General features: G+C 58.6%; 3 protein-coding genes (1 of these 3 running past the window's edge). All 3 read right to left on the bottom strand.

Annotation, left to right across the window (positions count from 1 at the left end):
• Positions 1-37: 37 nt before the first annotated feature.
• Positions 38-4,873 carry a Verru_Chthon cassette protein A gene (gene vccA, locus G5S37_RS05585; protein ID WP_165201651.1) on the bottom strand — a complete coding sequence of 1,612 codons (4,836 nt, stop codon included), beginning with the start codon at positions 4,871-4,873 and terminating at the stop codon, positions 38-40.
• Between the two features lie 157 nt (positions 4,874-5,030).
• Positions 5,031-15,221 carry an autotransporter-associated beta strand repeat-containing protein gene (locus tag G5S37_RS05580; protein WP_165201649.1) on the bottom strand — a complete coding sequence of 3,397 codons (10,191 nt, stop codon included), beginning with the start codon at positions 15,219-15,221 and terminating at the stop codon, positions 5,031-5,033.
• Positions 15,222-15,492: 271 nt separating this feature from the next.
• Positions 15,493-19,209 carry the 3' end of an autotransporter-associated beta strand repeat-containing protein gene (locus G5S37_RS05575; RefSeq protein ID WP_165201647.1) on the bottom strand. 26,403 nt of this gene lie beyond the right edge of the window, so the window shows 3,717 of its 30,120 coding nt (coding positions 26,404-30,120); the start codon falls outside the window, past its right edge; the stop codon is at positions 15,493-15,495.

The raw sequence follows: 19,209 nt of genomic DNA, 5'->3' as shown, positions 1-19,209 counted from the left end.
GCTGTGAAAATTGCCTGGCGCACCGAAACGGACGGCTTCACGGAACAAAGCGCTTGTTCTCCAGCACGCGGAAGCGGTAGAACGAATCAAGGGGCGGCTTGCCAAGCGGATTCGTACCATCTGCATACTCCGGAATGCGAGTATCATTCGGATCAATGTAACGTTCGATCAGGGTAGAACCACGATATTCGCTCAGCACTGAGTCCGCCTCGGGAACAAACACCGCGGGATCCGTGGAACGAGCCTTCCGGATGGACTGGGCCCGCACGTGCACCCGGAAGGTGTTTGTGCGCGATGTGATCCGGGGATAGATGTTCGCATACGGACGTTCGCGCATGTTATCACCTGTCAAGGCGTGCGCCTCCCAGAAGCGACCCAGCTCCTGTTTCCGCGTGGTATCATTGCTGATCGCCTGGATATTGATATTGGCGTTCGCATAGCCCGCGACGGCGCCCGAGGGCAAATCCGCCGGGATGAGGTGAATCTCGCAGAACTGGCTTGCGGACCGCAGCAATCCCCTTCCGTCGGCAGGTGCCTTGGTGGACAGGTTGAACCGTTCGTCAAGCTGCTTGAGCGTTTCCGCAATATTGATCTTGCGATGGAAGTACTGGATCTGATCGTTGGGGATCGCCTTGTCAGAGCGGTTCTCCTCCCAGAATTTCTGAGGAAACACGTTGGGGTCTTTGGCCTTCAGATAATTCTTCCCCTGCTTTTTCGGAACCGCGTTCATCAGCTCGCCCTTAAGGACGGCATGAAGACCAGTCGCGCGCCGGATGTGGGTGAACGGCATAATCTGGTAATTCACGTTGATCCTGCCAGCCACCGAGAGCGGCTCGCTGATGGCGTAGGGTTCGACTACGGGCATGAAGAAGAGATCCAGCACATAGTGATCCCTGGGCACCACCATGCCTGCATGGCTGGCGCCGCCGGACGGGTAGGTAACATCAGGCCGGAACAGCAGCGTTCTCCACGGCACTCCGTGGGTAGCTGCATCTGCCTGGGGCCCCGGCTGTCCACCAAAGACACCAGTGGGGAGGGAACCAAACATCACCGGCGACTGAATCATCCGGTTGGGAGTAAAATACATGTCCCCAGCCGAGTCCGTCTCCCAAGTTTTGTGGAAGTAGGCGTTTCTGTACAGCCGCGTGGCATTCTGAATCCAGAAGTACCTGGCGGAGAAATTACCCTCATCCGGCTTGTTGATATAGGCACCATCTCTCGTGGGTCCCACGGCATTGTCAAAATCGCGGTACCTTGCCGCCGCCGCCGCTGCTTCGGGAGTATGCGGCATGTCGGGAATCTTGGGGTTTTCGTAGCTCTCCGCCTGGTTGGTATTCTTCACCAGCCGTCGGGTGGGATCATCTTCCACGCCTGGCTGGCCACTGCGATCAAATCCGGGCTCCCTGTCCGAATCGGCGGAAGTGAGATTATGTGCCATCGCAATATCCTTATAGTCCCAGAGCGGATGAGGCACCCACATGTCGCCCGGCACCACGCGCCGCGCGGCGATGAGCCGGTAGTCCCCATACTTGGGAATGATGCTGCGGACGACATCTGTCCCATAATGCTCCTTGGGGTTGTCCCGGTCAGTAAACTTGTTCTTGACGAGGTTGTAGGTGGGGGATGCCCCATAAATAAACTGCTGATCCGTGGGAAACTTGTTGTTCGCAGACTGATTGGGAGCCTCAAAAACACCATCGGTTCGCCCATCGATGCGCAGCCGTCCACAGCAGCGGATGTTGTCGCCCACATACTCCTCCTTTATGCGCTCCTTGATATTCTCCGGCCTGCGGAGATAGTCTTCAGCGTCACCTTTATAGCGGTTCACGGCACCGGCCCAGTTGAATGCCCACCAACGGGGCGCCTCAATGGCTCTTTGCAGGTATCTGTCGCCATTCGTATTGTAGAAGTCACGCCTCGCCGTGGTATTACAGACAATATCGGGCGTCATCACCGTCGTCGGTCCCACCGGGAAGGTGAGATTGATGGTCTGGATGGGCTCCCTGCCCTGCCAGTCGTGATCGTCATAGATATCGAGCTTGATCGGCCTCGGCACGGTAAACGTCATGTACTGATCGCGCTTGACCGTGATGAAACTGCTAACCAGGTCGAGGTTGGCCATGTTGGCATGCTCACCACCACCCGCCCCAGAGTTGTAATCCGGATCAGCAGACATTCTCCCGATGGTGTGAACTCGCTTGTCAACCACGAGATTTTTAAAGCTCGCCGTGCCACCGCTGGGAGAGGCATCCCGCTGCTCGAAAATGCCTCTGACACCCGAGTCATTGCCATCCTTGGAGCCTTCTGACTTTACGACAAGGTCTCCCGTGGTGCTGAAGATCGACTGGCCACTGACCGTAATGGCACTCACGGCCGTGCCATCCAGAACGAAGGTAAGCTCGGGATGAAGCTTGCCCCAACCCACGGAGGGGCAGAAAAGCTCCAGTTGCAGGCACGCCTGGATGCGTTTTTCATCTTGTGCAAGGGGCGTGTCATCTGGAAGCGAGAGATTCCAGTTTTGGGGATTGTAGCCAGGATGATAGCCGGCCCATTTCGGATTACTCTTGGGCACCAGGGGGTCCGCTCCGTACCTCGGTGCATCACGCGCGGGGAAGGGTGGATAGTTGGAGTACCATTTCATTTCCTCTTCAGGAACGTCTGTAGGGCCAAACTTGGCCATCTCAGGAATGGCTGAGGGAACTTGCTCAATTTGGTTGATCTTAATCCTAGGGGCCGAGCGTCCCCCGCTCACCTGCGAACCCTTCACCCAGCTAGCGCCCACCTTTTCCCACATCCTGAAACTGGTATCGTCGTTCTTGCCATCCGCCGTGCAGATGAAGTGAAGGGCCGCTTCCGACACCGTCACACTGCGGGCATATCCCATGTAGGTTTCCGTGCCCACGCGCCAGTGGGACGGTGACACCTGGCCATGGCCGGGAAAGGCCTTGTCAGCCACCACGACGTCAGGAATGTCCCCCCCCCTGCCGCTGTCATCCTGGACACGCTTTGTCCTGTACCGCGGTTCCGTGTAGGTATTGTATTTGTTGTCCACCGGGAGATCCTTTTTGATGATTTTATCCCTCTCCGTGTAGGCTTTAAGGGGGGAGTCTATGACACCGTTCTGGCCATCCCTCAGGTTATTGAGCTTTTCCGCAAGAAAGCCGTCATAAAGGTTGGTGGAGCGAACGTAGTCAAAAATTGAGACCACGATCTGCCGCGTGTCCTTCTCGCCGTATTTCGCAAGGAAGCTGCTGCCGCTTCCCAGCGTGCCTCGAGGATAGGTGGACGACATCATGCTGTACAGGTAGTCCAGCAGCTGTTTATTACGGGTGAGGTTCACATCAGTGGAGGAGCTGTGCGCGTCCTTCCTGCGGAAGAAATAGGTGTTGGCAGTCTGTCCACCCTCACCCTGACGATTGGAGTCGAGTGTGGCACAGAAGGCGATGAGCTTATCATAGATGGTGCGGCGCGACTGCAGGAGGGATTCGTCGGCAACCGGCCACATGGCCACCCGCGGCACCCCCATCATGCTGAATTCCGGCGAACGGCTGTTCGCCGTGAGGAAAAACCGGGAACGCTCCAGCACTGCGGGAGTGATCAGGGGCTGCCCTTGCACGCGGAGATCATTTTGTGTTCTGGAAGTTCCGTTGAACTGTTGTGAAAAGAGCAATTCATCCAGGCTCGCATACAAGCGCTCACGAATGGAGTCTGCGATGTTCACTTTTTCCGCCTGGGCGCGATCCAAGTCATCCGGCGCAAACGGCACGGTCCCAGCTATCGAGCCCCCATTGTTGATTTTGGGGATGATCTGGTAGATGGCCTCTTTCATGTCGATGATTTTCTGGACCTCGGAAGTAGGCTTCCCGTATTGGTCCAGGTCCTGATTCGGATAGAATATCGTACTCAGCGCCACGGTCGCGGGGTGGCCTGGGAACCTCTGATATTCATAAATCGTCGGCGGCCTTTCCGCCCACAGGTGAGCACGTTCATGGTATGTGATAGGCAGGCCCCAGTAGGTGGGTTCGGACGCCGTATTGATATTCACTTTGCAGCTCTCATCGTCCGTCCAGAACGCGAATCTTCCCACAATCGGGTTTTGAGCAGAGGGCCTGGCGCCGCCCGAACCGACGAATGTGCGCCCTGCATCCAGGGTGCCCATGGTGCCATCCTTCAGAACATAAATCCATTCCACCGGCATGGGCAGACGGAGATTGGAGCCGTCCCCTGCACCTCCTGTAGGCAGGACGACGCCGTTCAGCGGCGCATTCCCTCCCTGGCTGGTTTCCAGTTTGTCAGAGTATGAGAAACCCTCCACGAGCGCTGCACCCGTCACCTGCGAATTGGGATCACGCATGAACGCGCGCGGATCCACAATCGGGAACAATACCCGCACATTTCCTGCAGCGTCCGCGGTGACCGCCGGCTCATTCAGGTCCACATAGCGCCCAATGTTTATTGAAGAGTTCCAATCTGTGGGAGGCAGATCGTCCGTCAATGCCGTCTCGCCAGCAGAGCCCATGGCGACTTCGGTCATCCGCGAGTCCGAATACAGCTTGTGCCCACTGTAAAATGCCCCGTTTTCTGTATAGCGACGAACGAGCCCCGGTTGCGTTGCATGAAACTCACGACCAGGATACCCGGAGTCCTGTTGAGAGCCGGACTGAATCTGGCTGATCACCAGGTTCACCGCATCTTCCCCCAAAAGCTTCGCGGTTTGCCCGGCAGCATAGCTTTGGGTCGATTTGTATTCCGACTCGGTGACCGAGAACATGGCCAGCAACAGGATGGTAGCTAGCGCGAGGACACTCACTGTGACGACCAAGGCGATACCGCGGCGACGGGTCGGAGTTTTGAGAGGTTCTACGTGGTTCATAGCAAGAGAGACGTGCGGAGACAGGGCCCCGATTAATCGCAATTCAATCAGAAACGACAAAAGCCGTCAATGAAAATATACATACATTGTAATTGCAGCATCCGAACTTGCTTTAGAATCACTCACTTTGATTCTGCAAGCGTGGCGAACGCTCAATTTAGGCCTTCATAGTCCGCCGGCGGCGCATGACCATAAGGCCAAGTCCTACCAGCAACAACACTGCCCTGCCCGGTTCGGGAACCACGGTAATGCCGATCACACCCGTAGTATAAAGCTGGGAGAAATCCCACATCTTGCCCCCAGTGAGGGTCGGAAGGTCGGGAATGCTCGTGCTGGTAAGGTTGGAGAAGGTTCCCACCACGGCCAAACCACCCCAATCGATGAGCTGCCACTGGCTTCCGACCGTCAAGGCCGACTCCAGGAGGTTGTTGATGTTGCCAATTACCAAGCTGGAGCCCGTCAGGTTCACCGAGCCAGTGCCGGTGAAGACAAGACGATCCATTTCCGTCGCCGTGAGGCCGGCTTCATTCGCGTACATGTCCACTCGCAGCGTGCCAGCCAGCACGAGCGTGCTGCCAGAGAGGCCGATGTTGAGCGTCTCGACCGGACCGGTACCGGTTTGGCCCACGGACAGATTGGCACCTGCGGCAATGGTGATGCTGGTGCCGGCGATGGCGGTCGGGGCGATGTAGCCATTGCCTCCAAGAGTGCCACTCGTCACGTTGATGTTACCCGTGCCCGTGCCCGATCCGCCGACGGGATTGTTCACTTCCAGGACACCCCCACTCACCGTGGTGCCACCGGAGTAGGTGTTGCTGGCACTGAAAACCAGAGTACCCGCTCCATCCTTGGTCACCGAACCAGTTCCCAAGGAAACGGCTCCCGCCATAACCACCTTGCCAGCTCCGCCGACAGTGAGGTTTTTGTTGGTGCCCGTCACCGAGTTGGGGGTGAATCCCAACGTGAGCGTCCCGGCATCGGAATTGATCCGCGCATCGGCGGCCAGTTGCACAGCACCATTGTAGAAGTTGTCGCCAGAGACGTTGCGCAGCGCGCCGCCGTTCCCCACTCCAGTACCGGAGATGGTAAGAGTCTCGGTGCTCGGGATGGTGATATTTCCGGTCAATTCCAGCGTCGCTCCATCGGCCACCGTGGTGCCTTGGGATCCCGTGCCGCCCAGCGCATTGTTGCTGGAAGCGCGCAGGTAGCCTTGCGACACCGTCGTGGTACCTTTGTAGGTATTGGCGCCACTCAGAGTTACTCGACCTGTGCCCGTCTTGTTGATCGAGAGGGTGTCCTCAGCCGCGCCTTCACCGATGATTCCGGAGAACTTGATGCCGTCATTCGTCGTCGTGGACGAGGTGGCGGTCAGGGTCTTGGTCTCACCCGTACCGTTGACAACGTTCTGCAGCGTAACTGCGCCGCTGAACTCGGCGGTACCGGAAGTCAGCGCGGAGGAACCGCCCACGGTCGTCGTACCGGCACCGTTGGTCGCATTGATGTCGATTGCATTCGTGACCACGATGCCTGCAGCGTCCGCCAACAGGCTGATGTTGTTGTCGATTGCGGTGGAAAGCCAGATCGTGGGATCCGTATCCGCCTGGTTCGGCGTGGTCACATTCGGCGCCGCCATGAACCAGGTGGTGCCATTTTGCGGAGAGGAAGGATTGGTCACGGTGACCGTGGAACCATACAGCATCTCAGCCGCTTGATCGAAGTCGTCGGCCCGCACCAAGTTGACCGTTCCGTCGTCCACGTTGAATGAAGCCACCCGATAAATCCCGTTGAGTTCGGGATTCCCAAGCTCATCCTTGATCAGTATGCGATCATTGATAGCCACAGTACCCTCGAAGATCGCGGGGCTCAACCGGTGGAATCCGCCAGGACCACCGCTGAGACCGATACCATCGCTGTCTGCATCGAAGAAGCCGCCCAAGGCCGTGATCGAGCGCTCATTGGTCGCCCACTTCACATCGGTTTTCACGGTGCGGGAGTCACCCAACTCAACCGTAGTGCCACCGAGTGCACCCGAATTGCGCAGAAGCACGCGCCCTTCGCGTACCACAGTACCACCGGAGATTGCCGTGCCCGGTCCGGTGTACCCTGCGCCGGTACCATAGGTATTTGCACCTGCCAGAACCACCGTGCCCTCGCCAGCACCCGAACTTCTCTCCATGACCGTGATGCCACCCGTGCCCGTGATGTTCGAGAACGTGGCAGTCGTGTTGGCATTGGGAGCAATGAACGTGCGCCCCATGGCGCCAGTACGGTTGATGGTCACCGTACCGGTAATGTTGAAGTCATCCTGGGTCTGCACCATATTGATGCTTTCCGAGTTCTTGTTACCCACGGTGATGGGCAGATTCATGACGTCAGGATTGGCAACAGTACCGGCCAGCTGCAGAATCGCCGTTGAATCCGTGCTGCTTTCAATCGTGGTGCCCAGTTCCACCCCGGTAGTGCCCAGGTTGGAGGCCGAATTCACAATAAGGGTGCCGTTGGCGACCACCGTAGGCCCAGTGTAGGTGTTGGTGCCGGAAAGCTTGAGCGTGCCGGTCCCTGTCTTGATGATGCTGCCGCCGGGGCCCGAGAGGTTTCCCGTCATGTCCGCCTCCACCTGGGCACCACCATTGTTCACCTGCACCACACGGAAGAAACGACCCAGGTCGATCGCGTTGGTGAAAATAAGCGTGTGCGTCGCATCGTGCGAGCCAAGCAGGAGCATGTCGCTGCCGGGCACAAATCCACCCAGACCCCACGTAAGGGCTGCGCCGGAATTCAGGCTCACCGTGCGATTGGCTCCATAAGCTGCGAAACCACCACTGCCTGTGAATTGCACCTGACCAGCACCCGTACCCAACGTCCGGGTGAAGGTGGTCCCATGATTCAAGCCCAACACACCTCCGTCCAGCACCAGGTTGCTGTTTGCGGAAAGCGAGCCAGCCTGATCCACCCGGAGCACCCCACCGGTAATATAAGTGGCCCCGGTGTAGGTGTTGTTTGCATGGGTCAGCGTGGTCGTACCCGTGCCCGACTGCACCAGAGCCAGGATCTTGGTCTGGGAAGTATTGTTTACGATCTGCGAGTCAATGACAAAGTCATTGGCTGGATTGTAGTTGTGGATGATGAGGTCAACTACCCCCAGCGTATTTGAAGTCAGACCGCTCGTGATGGTCCCACCCGTGATGACCTTGTCGTGGTTGCCGATATGATTGGCCATCAAAATGGCGCCACGCTCAATCAAGAAGGTGCTGCCAATGGTGACCGTACTGTCGGCAGTTGCGGAGAAGAATCTGAGCGTTTGCACTCGAGCAGCCCCCACGGTCGTACCAGCGAAGTTCTGGTTGGGAGAATCGCTTTCACTTGGATTTGCGATCGAACCGTTCCAGCTCGCCGCATTCGCGGCGCCGCCAACCTCATTGTTGGTGCCAATGTTGTGGAGGAACGCAGAGTTGGCGGAGACAATTTCGCCGACCCCGTTGGCAGACAGGTTGGGAACCGACGTGGCGAATTCATTCACCCCCAGCTGGCTGAGATTCGAGGTGTCCCGATACACCGCCCAGGGAAGGATGACGTTGGAGTAGATCGTTGGCAGCCAGAGGCGGATGTTTGCAACACCACCGTTGACCGTAGGAACACCATTGAGGGTGGGATTCTCCTCGAAGTACACCGTGCTGCCGGAATACCGCACCACGTCTTCCGTGCCATCCCCCAAAACCAAGGTCATGGACGTGCCGGAGCCTTCGGAGGTCACTCGGATCGTGGAAGCCCCAGCACCGATGGTCAGTGGCTTCGGCATCGTCTGAGAAAAGCTTCCCGTGCTGCCATAGACTTCAAAGGTGCCTCCGGAAACTTCCAAGGCAGAAAGATCGGCGCGCGCATAGCGATCGTTCGCGGTCAGCAGTACACGGAGCGTACCATCCTCCGCGACGAGTCTCGTATGCCCGAATCCGGACATGGCGCCGCCAAGGACCAGCGTGCCCGAACCCTGCTTCCTCAGGACGTACTCCGAGATAGACGAAGCAGTGGCCACGCCCCCTGTCATGGTCAGGGTGGAAGCAGCGCGCATGACGTCGAAGAGCGCTTCATTGTTGTTGGTAAAACCGCGGTCGGTCGAGCCGACCTCTCCTGCAAACAACAGGGAGCCACCATTGAAGATGAGGTTGCCCGCGGCCACAGAGGACGCTCCGAGTGAACTGGCCACCCCGCCGTTCGAGACGGAGAGAATCGCCAGCGTGCCCTCATTGATCACCGTGGGACCGGTGTAGGTGTTCAATCCCGTCAGCAGGAGGATTCCCGCGCCGTTCTTCACCAGACCATTGTTCGGGTTGAACTCATAGAACCCGCTGCTGCCACCGCTGACACCCGTACTCAGGGTGACCTGAGTGGAGCTGTTGACGGCGGTGATGGTCGTGCCTGCCGCAATCCCAGGGCCCGTCACAAACATCCCCACGTACAAGCCCGTCGTGACATAGTTGGCAGAGAGATTCAGCACGGTATTAGTGCCACTGGAAATGGTACCATTGAGCCGGTTGAACTGCAGCGTCACGGTGGTGCTGCTTCCAGACACGTTGGAGCTGAGCGTGATGGTATTGTTGTCCCTGTCCACCGCGACAATGTAGGTGCCGGCGGGAACATTCGGCGCTGAGGCCGTCCCCGTTGTCACCTGCATGCCAGGATACAGATTGGCAATCTCCCCAGCCGGGATGCCCACGATACGACTGCCGTTCGTAAAGGTGACGTTGTCGACCTTGTGGCCGATGGCAGGATTGTTGGCAATCACTGAGGCAATCTCAAACACGCCGTTCTCGGATTGTTGGTGCACTAGCAAATCGCTGCCGAAAGCATTCGCGCCTGCGGTGATGGTGCCGCCCTGGATCTTCGGATACCTGGCGACTCCTGAGCCCCCCACCTTTGGCGTGACCAGGATACCACCAGTCATCACGGTGTTGACCCCGGTCAGATTCACAATCGGCGATGAATCTGCATTGAAGCGCAGCGTATTGGTGTCCTTATTGGTGTACGAGCCACCGTTCACCACATCCGTGTTGCGAAGGAACCCAACGAAGGGGCCCGAGTCCTCCCGGCCCCACTGGTCCACCGTGTACATCGAAGCCGCCATGCCACGCACCAGGCCGTCACCTACCCCAAAGCCGGGGACGGTGGCAAGCGCGCGATTGTCCTGAAGGACGTTGTTCTGCACGACGCCGCTATTGATAGCCCAGCTCACACTGCCATCCGGCATCAGGACCGTGGCCCAGCCACCGAGGATGAAGTTGACGTTCAGCAGGTCCGTCGTGATGATGTTGTCCCCGCCCAGTTCCAAGGTGGAACCAATCTGGCGGCTCAGGGCGTTCATCTTCAAGTAGATGTTGCTCGCGTTGGCGTCACGCGTGATCTTATGCGCACCGGAGGAAAGAGTTGTGCCAGACACGTCATCCTCGGTCAGCGTGGTGAAGCCCGTGGCATTCGCAATGTGAAGCGTAGCCCCAAGTCGACCACCGCCCAAGTTCAGGCCGCTGTTGGGCAGCTTGTTTTCAAGATTGTTGTGGTAGCGGAGGACCAAAGTGCCCGCCTGCACGGTGATACCACCGTAGCCGTATCCATTCGGCAGAGCGGGAGACGTCGGATAGTTGTTTCCATCAAAAACCAGCGTGCCTTCGCCCTGGAAGGTGAGACCGCCGCGACCAGTGAGATTGCCGATCGTCAGGCTGGCACCGGTGGCGACGTTGATCGTGCTGCTCATGCCGAGCACAATGTCACCCGCCCACGTGTTCGTTCCCGTGAGTGCCGCCAGAACGCCACCTTCCATCGCCAGCGTTTCCAGAGTGCTGTAATTCACATCCCTCAACTCCAAGGTGCCACCCGCAAGACGAACGGCGGGCCCACCAGCTGCGCCAAAGGCACCATCAGCGGCCACCGCCAGCGTTCCCGCCATGATGGTCGTGGTGCCGGTATAGGTATTAAACTCCCTCTCCATCACCCACGTTCCAACACCGGTTTTCGTCAGCGAGGTAGATGACGCACCATTGTCGCCGATCCCGATGTTGAACAGGTTGTCACCCGTGTTGGACCCCGTGAGAATAATGTGTGCGCTTCCGGCGCCGGTAAACGCCATGTTCCAGTCCCCAAACCCGTCGATTTCGAATACTGCAGCGCGCGTTTGAGCGGAAGTGCTGCCTGTACCCGCAGCGACGAAGCTCACTCCTTCAACACCTGCTCCAACGGTCAAGTTACGATCAAAGAACCCGGCAGAGCTTCCCGAATACCGGAATGCAGTGCCGTTCTTGAGGACAAAAAGCGCAGCGTTGCCCTGATCCGCACCGGGAACTTCCAGACCGTTAAGATTCGTTGAATTGAGCACGCCCCCCTCCACCACGGTAGGGCCCGAGAAGGCACTTTCGTCATTGCTCAGGGTCAGCATTCCCAGCCCCTTCTTTGTCAATCCAAGTTTCCCCCCCGAAAAGCCCTCTTGAAGCTTCCCACTAAAGGTAAGATTCAAGTCACTTTCGATGACCAGGTTCACATCATCCGTCCCAATGTTTTCGATGACCGACGCGACGTTTCCGGTCAGCGATTTCAACGTAAAATCATAGTCCGTCCCAGAAGTGGTGGAAAACCGGAGCGTTCCGTCACCCAGTGTGAGCGACTCAATCATGCGTTCTCCCAAAACGCTCTTAACAAGGCCGTTCAGAGACGCAATTTCAAGGGACCCCGTAGTCATGACAACGGCGGAGGGGGTATAGATGTTTTGAGAACCGAGCTGATTCGCCGCATCCCCGAAAATCACGTCCGCCCCGGAAATACGAAGCTCACGGTTGATCACGTTGTTGTTCAGAAAGCGCAAATTAGACCCCCCGGACGAGGCAAGGGCCTGCATATTCTCGTTCGTCGCGCTGGTCGCGAACGTCGTGCCGCTGATGGTCAGGTTCCCACCTTCAAAGCGCAGCCGGCCAATCTGGTTGCCGCTCCCGCTGATCGTCAGGTCACCACCGTCGTGATAGAGAAAGCCAAAAATGTTCCCGCCACCAGTGAACGTCGTTGTCCCCAGGCTGTGGTAGAAGCCGCCAGCCAGATTGTTTCCAGCACTAGTCACATTCAAATTGCCCGCCCCAGTCTTGCTGAGAACCCCTTGGGTAGCCGCCCCACTGATGCCAGTCACCGCACCCACAAGGTTGAATATCCTCGGTCCGCCCGCCGGATTATCCACTTCAATCACACCACCGAATTCACCAATTCGGAACGTACGGGCCAGCGCCGCGCTCGCCGTGATATTGAAGCTGCTGTCCACGATGCGCAGGGTGCCCCCATTGAGGGTCACCGCTTTGCCAGTGGCACCCAGAAGTCCATCCAGTTCGGTCCCGGCATTGGGCGCACGCAAGAGGAGGGCGCCACCGTTGATATAAGTGCCACCACTATAGGTATTGTTCTGGTGCAACGTGGAGGTCGTGGAACCAAGGAGCAATCTGCCCGTGCCCGCTTTTACAAGCGAAGTGGCATTCGAGGTAAGGTTATCAAAGTCGGCAATGACCGCCGTAATCGTCAAGTCACGGACGTTGCCGCCATCATTTTGGACGGTCGTAATCAATTGATAGGTACCATCAGCCATCAATCCACCCATCAACCTGCCGATTCCCGTGGTGTTGTTTACGGTGTTAATGGCTGCGTTGTTGAGACCTGAGGCAATGATGCCGCCGCTGCCGATTTTTAGGGTGTAGGCAGTGGTGGCGGTATTCCCCAAGGTAAGCGTCACCGAGTTGGCGGACTGGCTCTGCATATTCAGGGAGTTGATGGTCCTGGCCGCTGTCAACGTGGCGGCGGCATTGGCTCCATTGGCACGGAGCTTGATGTTCTGCCCCGCAGCCCACGTACCCTCACCGGTGTTGAGTGCATAATCAGCATCGACAAATGGGGTGACCCCCGTTGCGATAGCCGAATTGGCGTCATAGTCATACTTGGCCCATTCCAGCACGTTGGTGGTACCCACCCGCGACAGTACGGTCACCCAAGATCCCATGAATGCCTCGTCCGCCGCCTTGTTCGCGATGAGCACCTTGTTCTGAGCCGTGCCCAAACTGCCTCCCACGAAGGTATTTGCCGTTCCGTCGTTGCTGAGGAATTGTACCGTGGAGAAGGAGTTGTTTGCCCGGGTCAGGCTGCCCAGGGTCAGCGTGCTGGTGAATCCGGTGTTCGATCGGGAAGTTTCAATGATCAGCGTGCTGCTGTTGAGGGTGAAGGCCCCCAGCGTTTCGGAATAGTTGGTATCGTTATTGGCGTGGAAGTAGCGCAGCACCCCGCCGTTGGAGACGAAGTTGAATCCATTGGCCACACGGTCCCCCATGTTCACCCCGCTGTTGTCGATGATGAAGTAGCTGCCGTTGAGGTTGATGTTCGCCGTACCGGCGGGGAGGAGCAGAGCCCCGTTGTTTCTGACGGAAAAGATGTTGGAAAGCGTCTGGATCCCCGAGGAGTTGGGGATGGTGGTCCCGGTTACGTTGGTACCACCCACACTGCCCTCAAGAAAGATGTTGGAACCATTGGCAAAGGTGGTGGCCGCCTTCACGTCCACTTCACGCCGCTTGGAGGTGAAAGTGCCTCCAAAGCTGGTCGCGGCAGAGATATCGACCATCGCGATATCCTGAGCTCCGGCATAATCATCAAACAACGCATTCCCGGTGACGTTCACCCCGGCGACGTTAAAGAGGGCGGAACCACCTTCGGTCTGGGACAGGCCAGCTACCGTGCTATTGCCACCGCCGAACGATTGATTGGTCGTCGTGTTCGCCGAAGGGTTGAAGGCGATATGCGATCCCCCGGTGAGGATCAGGCCGCCATTGAACGCGGTCTGCACATTCACGTTCAACGTGCCGCTCTGCACACGAAACGCGGAATTGAAGACATACGCATCCTGACGGTAGAAAGTGAAGGTGGCATTGTCAGCATTGGCAGTCCCGGGGGTGATCGGGTTGCTGAGAGTGATGCTGTTCGCCGTCTTGCCGATCACGGTGGTGCCGGCCGGAATGCCCGTTCCTGTGATGCGCATGCCGATGTCAATGCCAGTGGTATCATGCAGGTTGAGAATCTCGTTCGGATTCGTGGTCTGCCGGATGTTGCCGGTGCGTGACCCTTGCCCCAGCATCAGTGCAGCCGTGCCACTCTTTACGATGCTTCCGGTACCGCCGTTGTCAGTGTAGTCGAACATCATGAAGACATCCGAGTTTGTGCGAATTTCCAGGGTGCCCGAATTCGAAACGTTGCTGTCGAAGCGACTGGTGTCCTGCAGGATCACGCGCCCGGCATTGATGATGGTGGGGCCGCCATAACGGATTTCACCGCCCACCAGCGTGAGCGTGCCTGTACCATTTTTGGTAATGCCCAAGAGGCCGGTGCCGGCACCGCTGGCGCGGCTGCGGATGTGGCCATTGAAATAAGAATTCGAGTTGTTCGTCCCGATGGTGAGGATGGAGTTCGTGTTGATCACTTCGGATTCCACGTTCTCGATCACCGAGGTGCCTTCTGGGGCCCAGATGCTGCCCACCTCTTCATTGCCGCCCATCATCTTGAAGTAGGCGTTGCGTCCACCCTGACCGTCGAACCGGAGCTGGGCGTTGTTGTCGAGCTGGTCGAAGTACGTGCGAGCGGAGTCAAGCTCCAGCACGGCATAGCCTGCGTAGTCCCGCGTACCCTGGCCAATCACGACATTTCCCCCGAGGGCATTGCCCGCACTCGCTCCCAGTCGAACTCGCGCGGTCGTGCTGGTGCTGTTCCACCCGTAGAGCGTGGCCGTGCCTGTAAGGGCATCGCTGTTTCCACGCAATGCGATGGTGCCATTGCCAAAAAAGTTCACCGGCCCTGTGCCACTGAACGCCGAGGTCGAGCTGATTGTGCCAACGTTGGTGTTGATGTCCAATGCACCGACAATGGCGACGTTGGCAACACTGAGGGTATCCCCACCGCCAAGCACCTTGTTCAAAAGAGAGTGGGAACTGTTGCCCGTATTGAACGTCAGCGTGCTGGTCCCACCCAGGGTATAAGTGCTCGTGCCACTCAGGTCCCCCAGCAAGAGCATGCCCATGGTCACAGGCGAGTTGATGGTAACCGTGGCATTCCCGCCAAGGTCACGCGACAGGTTCGCAATGGTACCGACGCCACCAGCCAAGCCTGCGCCCGTGTAGGTACCAAAGGCATTGGTCTGCGTGTTGAACCATCCGTAATACGGCGCTGCTGTCGTTGGAGAGCCCGGGATCGCGGAGGCGTTCCACTCAATGGAAACGCTCGGGTTTGATGGATTCACATGCCAGTCGAGAATCTGGGCTCCAATCTGCCCAAACGCTGAAAAGATGGCCATACCGCCGACTACGAGTCCTTTGCGGCAAGTTAATGAAAAGGGGGGGATTTTCATTGTAAATGCTTCGTAGTGCCATTTATGACGACTTCCTCGCCCAAAGACAAGCCAATTCTACCACCCAAATCTGGGGGAAATATTTAGTTTAGGGCAGCTTCAAACACCCCGGTGTCTTCGATGTCCAAGCGGTGGCAGTCAGGGAAAAAATCTTGTTGATATTCAAGCGGTGGCGTGGGGTTGGAGTACCTCACGCCACCGTGCTTTTTGCAGGTGGTTATTTGTTCCGGCGGCGGCGCAGCAGGAGGGCGGCAAAACCGAACACCAGAAGCAGTGCGCGGCCGGGTTCCGGCACCACCGCCAGGATGCCGTGGCTGGCGAAGGCGGAGACGTCCCACTTGAGGTTGCTGCCCAGCGTCGGCAGGTCGAGGTCTCCGGAAATCTGGTTCGTATTGGCATCAAGGTGCAAGGCACCGGTGGCAAAGAGACCACCCAGCGCGCCGGACCAGTCGAGCAGGTTGAAGACATCTCCCAGACCAGCGGAGTAGCCTTCATTGAAGATAACCACCGTGCCCTCACCCCAAGCGTGGGTACCGCTGTCACCAAGGGACAGGGCGCCGGTGACCTCGATGAAGTCATAGTTCGTAGGAACGCTCGGATTCACATCCCAGGCCGCAAGGTGGGCTGCCGCATTGGGATCCGTGGTAAGCCAGGCCGAGGCTGAGGCAGTGGTGCCGTTCTTGATGGCGTTGAAGAAGGCCGAGTCATTCAGCGTCGGGCTCCTGACGCCAAGCTGGATCTGCGAGCCGTTATTCACGGTCATCGAAGCCACCGTCAAGGTGCCGCGATCCGCTCCGCCGGTGGTGCCCGGCTTCACGATGCCGACCCCTCCCGCCTGACCCACGGTGACATTGCTGTTGACGGTGCCATTACCCGCCAGCACTGCAGCGTTGCCTCCCGAGAGGCTGCCGCCGGCTTTGTTCACCGTCACTGCGGAGGAGACGCTGCCGTTCACCTGGAAGGTGCCGTCGTTCACCGTCGTGCCACCCGTGTAGGTATTCGCTCCGGTCACAACCATCACGCCGGCGCCATTCTTGACGACACCGCCGCCGGTACTGCCAATCGGGGCATTCACAATCAACTCTCCCGCGGTCGCGTTGGTGCTGTCACCCACATCGAACGTGCGGTTGGCGGCTCCAAGGTTCACGTTGCCGTTGATGGTGGCCGAACCGGCGTTGTTGGTGGCGTCGTAAGTGACGCTGCCAGTCAGGTTGAGCGTGCCGGCGCCGGTGTTCACCACTGCCGTGCTGCCCGTGGCTCCACCCAGAGTCAGGCTGGACACCGAGTTGCTGTTGCCATTGAGGTTCAACGTGGCGGTATCCCCGGCCGTGGACGGAGCAACCGTCACGTTGGTGGTGCTGTTGAGCGCATTTGCCGCCGTGGTCCGCAGTTCACCGTCCGCCACAATCAGCTTGCCATTGAAGGTATTGGCGCTCGCGAGCTCCATGATGCCATTGCCAGACTTGGTCAGGTCAAACCCGGCGCTCACAATCGGCATCTGGAAGGCCACACTGGCTCCCGTAGCGACGTTGAATTCCGAATTCACTCCCAAGGTGAGGTTGTTTGCGGCAACCTGATTGCTGAAGATGAGCTTTCCACCACCGTTCGTGGCGAAGTTCACGACGCCCGAGCCACCCACCGTGACGCTGTTGGCGAGGGTACGATCCGAGGCATCCGCCTGGAGGGTAAGGGTGCCCGTCGGATTCAGCGCAATCGTGCCGGTGCCCAGAGGACCCTGCGTGATAGCTCCGGCGACCACCGTGGTGCTCGCGCCAAACTGCACCGTGCCCAGGCTCAGGGTCGACCCACCGGTGAAGGTGTTGGAGCCCATGTTGATGGTCACCTTGCCGGAGCCCGTCTTGCTGAAGGTACCGCTGCCAGCGATGATGCCCGTGCCACTGATGGTGTAATCCTTGGTGCTGTTCTGGAACTGCACTGAAACCGGAGTCACCGTGCCCTGCACCACCGGGGTGGTTCCCACCGCCGTGTCATCGAAGATGGCGTCGAAGCCCGGCTGCACCCAATCGGAAGCGACCGCGCTCGGGTTGAGCCAGTTCTTCGGCGTATGCGAGTTGGTATCCCAGATGCCATCCGAACCCACCGGCTGGTTCCAGCGGAGTCCGGTGGCACTGTTGACCACTGCATTGAGGAGAATGCGTTCATTGGCCAAGTCATCCACCAGTGACAGCGAGAAGAAGCCGTTGGTGTTGAGAATGGTCGTCGTGCCCAGCGTCAGATTGCTGAAGCCGTTGCGAGTGCCATTCGCGTAGGTCATCAGGGTGTAGGAACCGGAGGTGAAGCTGTTCGCCAGCAGTTCCTCGATGAGGATCGATGTGGCAGCAGTGATGTTCAGCACCGCGGCACCGCTCACGAAGTCCGTACCGGTCACGACAATCTTGTCATTGTTGACATTGGCAGGAGCGCCGAGCTGGAAGGTGATGGAACCACCACTCAACTGAAGGGCGCCCACGCTGAGGGTGCCTCCCTGGCTGACCGGGGTGCCCGTGAGCGGGGCCCCGGTGATGGTCACCGCACCAGGCTGCAGGCTGCCGCCGTTGTTCAGGACTACGAGGCCACTGATCATGCCGGTGGTGCCGGCGGCGTTGCCGCCCGCCAGGGTGCCACCGCTGTTCACGGTGACCGTACCGGTGCCCGTGCCGGAGCCGGAGGTATTGGCCGTTTCCAGCCAGCCGGCGTTCACCTGCGTGCCGCCCACATAGGTGTTCGGCGCGGTGACGCGGAAGACATGGCTGCCGGTCTTCACCAGACGGATGTTGCTCTGGACGGTGCCGCCATAGGTGAAGTGCTGGGTGCTGTTGTTGCCCACCGTCAGGTTCACCGTCTCCGTGCCAGTGTTGGTCACGTAGCCCATGTTATCTCCCAGCGTCGAGGCCGGCGAGCGCAGGTGGCGCATCGTCTGGCTGAATCCGTAGAGGTCGAGCACGCCGTTGCTCATCGTCGTCACGTCACCGGACACAGGCATTGCATTGGTGCGACCCGTGCGGAGCACGCCCTGCATGACGGTGGTACCGCCGGTGTAGGTGTTCTGACCGGAGAGGGTCACAATGTCGTAGCCCTGCTTCGTCAGCGAGCCGCTGCCGGAGATGTTGCCCTTCAGTTCGAGAATCACTCCATAGTACTGGGCGTTGGTGCCGGTATAGATGTTCGTCGAGTTCTGGGTGGGTGAGCGGCCGTTGTCCAGGCCGTTGATACCATCCGTCAGGTTCTGGCCAACTGTGGAGCTGCCTGCAATCTGGAAGGTCACACCACTGCCCACCGTGCGGTACGCACCGGTGATGTTGTTGTTGTTGGACGCTGCGTCGCTCTGGGTGATCCAGCCTTCGATGCCGCCGCCATTCAGTTGGATGATCGCATTGGTGTTGGACTGGTCCGCATTGATTTGCAGAGTGCCGCCGGCAAGGTTCACCGTGCCGCTGCGGGCGCTGTCCACGCTCCAACGCTCAATACCACCCTTTTCATAGGTGATGCTGCTGTTGGTGGGAGTGAAGTTCGACACACCAATGTCGAGCACACCGTACTTGCGCACGGTGACCGCTCCCGTACCAAGGGCGCCGTTGTTCAGGACTCCGATTGCGCCCTGTTCAATGAAGACCTTGCCGCTGAAGCCGCTGTTATTTCCACGGACGTACATGTAGCCATTGCCCCACTTGAGGAGCGTGCTGCTTCCCGCCAGGCCTCCGGCGATGATGCCGGAGTTGGTACCGTTGGTGGTGTTGGCGCCCCAGTTCACATCCACGGCGGTGGTGCCGTTGAGCGTGATGACCCCGGTATTGAGGAAGTTACGCAGGCGGCTGTTGGCGAAGTTGAACCGCAGGTGGGCCGGAACATCGTCACCCACGCCCGTCGCCGTGCCGGTGTTGGTCACGTTGATGGCGCCAATGGTGGCCGTGGCATCACTGATGGTGGAATCCCA

Source organism: Roseimicrobium sp. ORNL1, from assembly GCF_011044495.1.
In the GTDB taxonomy this organism is placed as follows: domain Bacteria; phylum Verrucomicrobiota; class Verrucomicrobiia; order Verrucomicrobiales; family Verrucomicrobiaceae; genus Roseimicrobium.
Note: the sequence above shows the minus strand (reverse complement) of the source record. Positions and strands in the feature narration are given on the sequence as shown.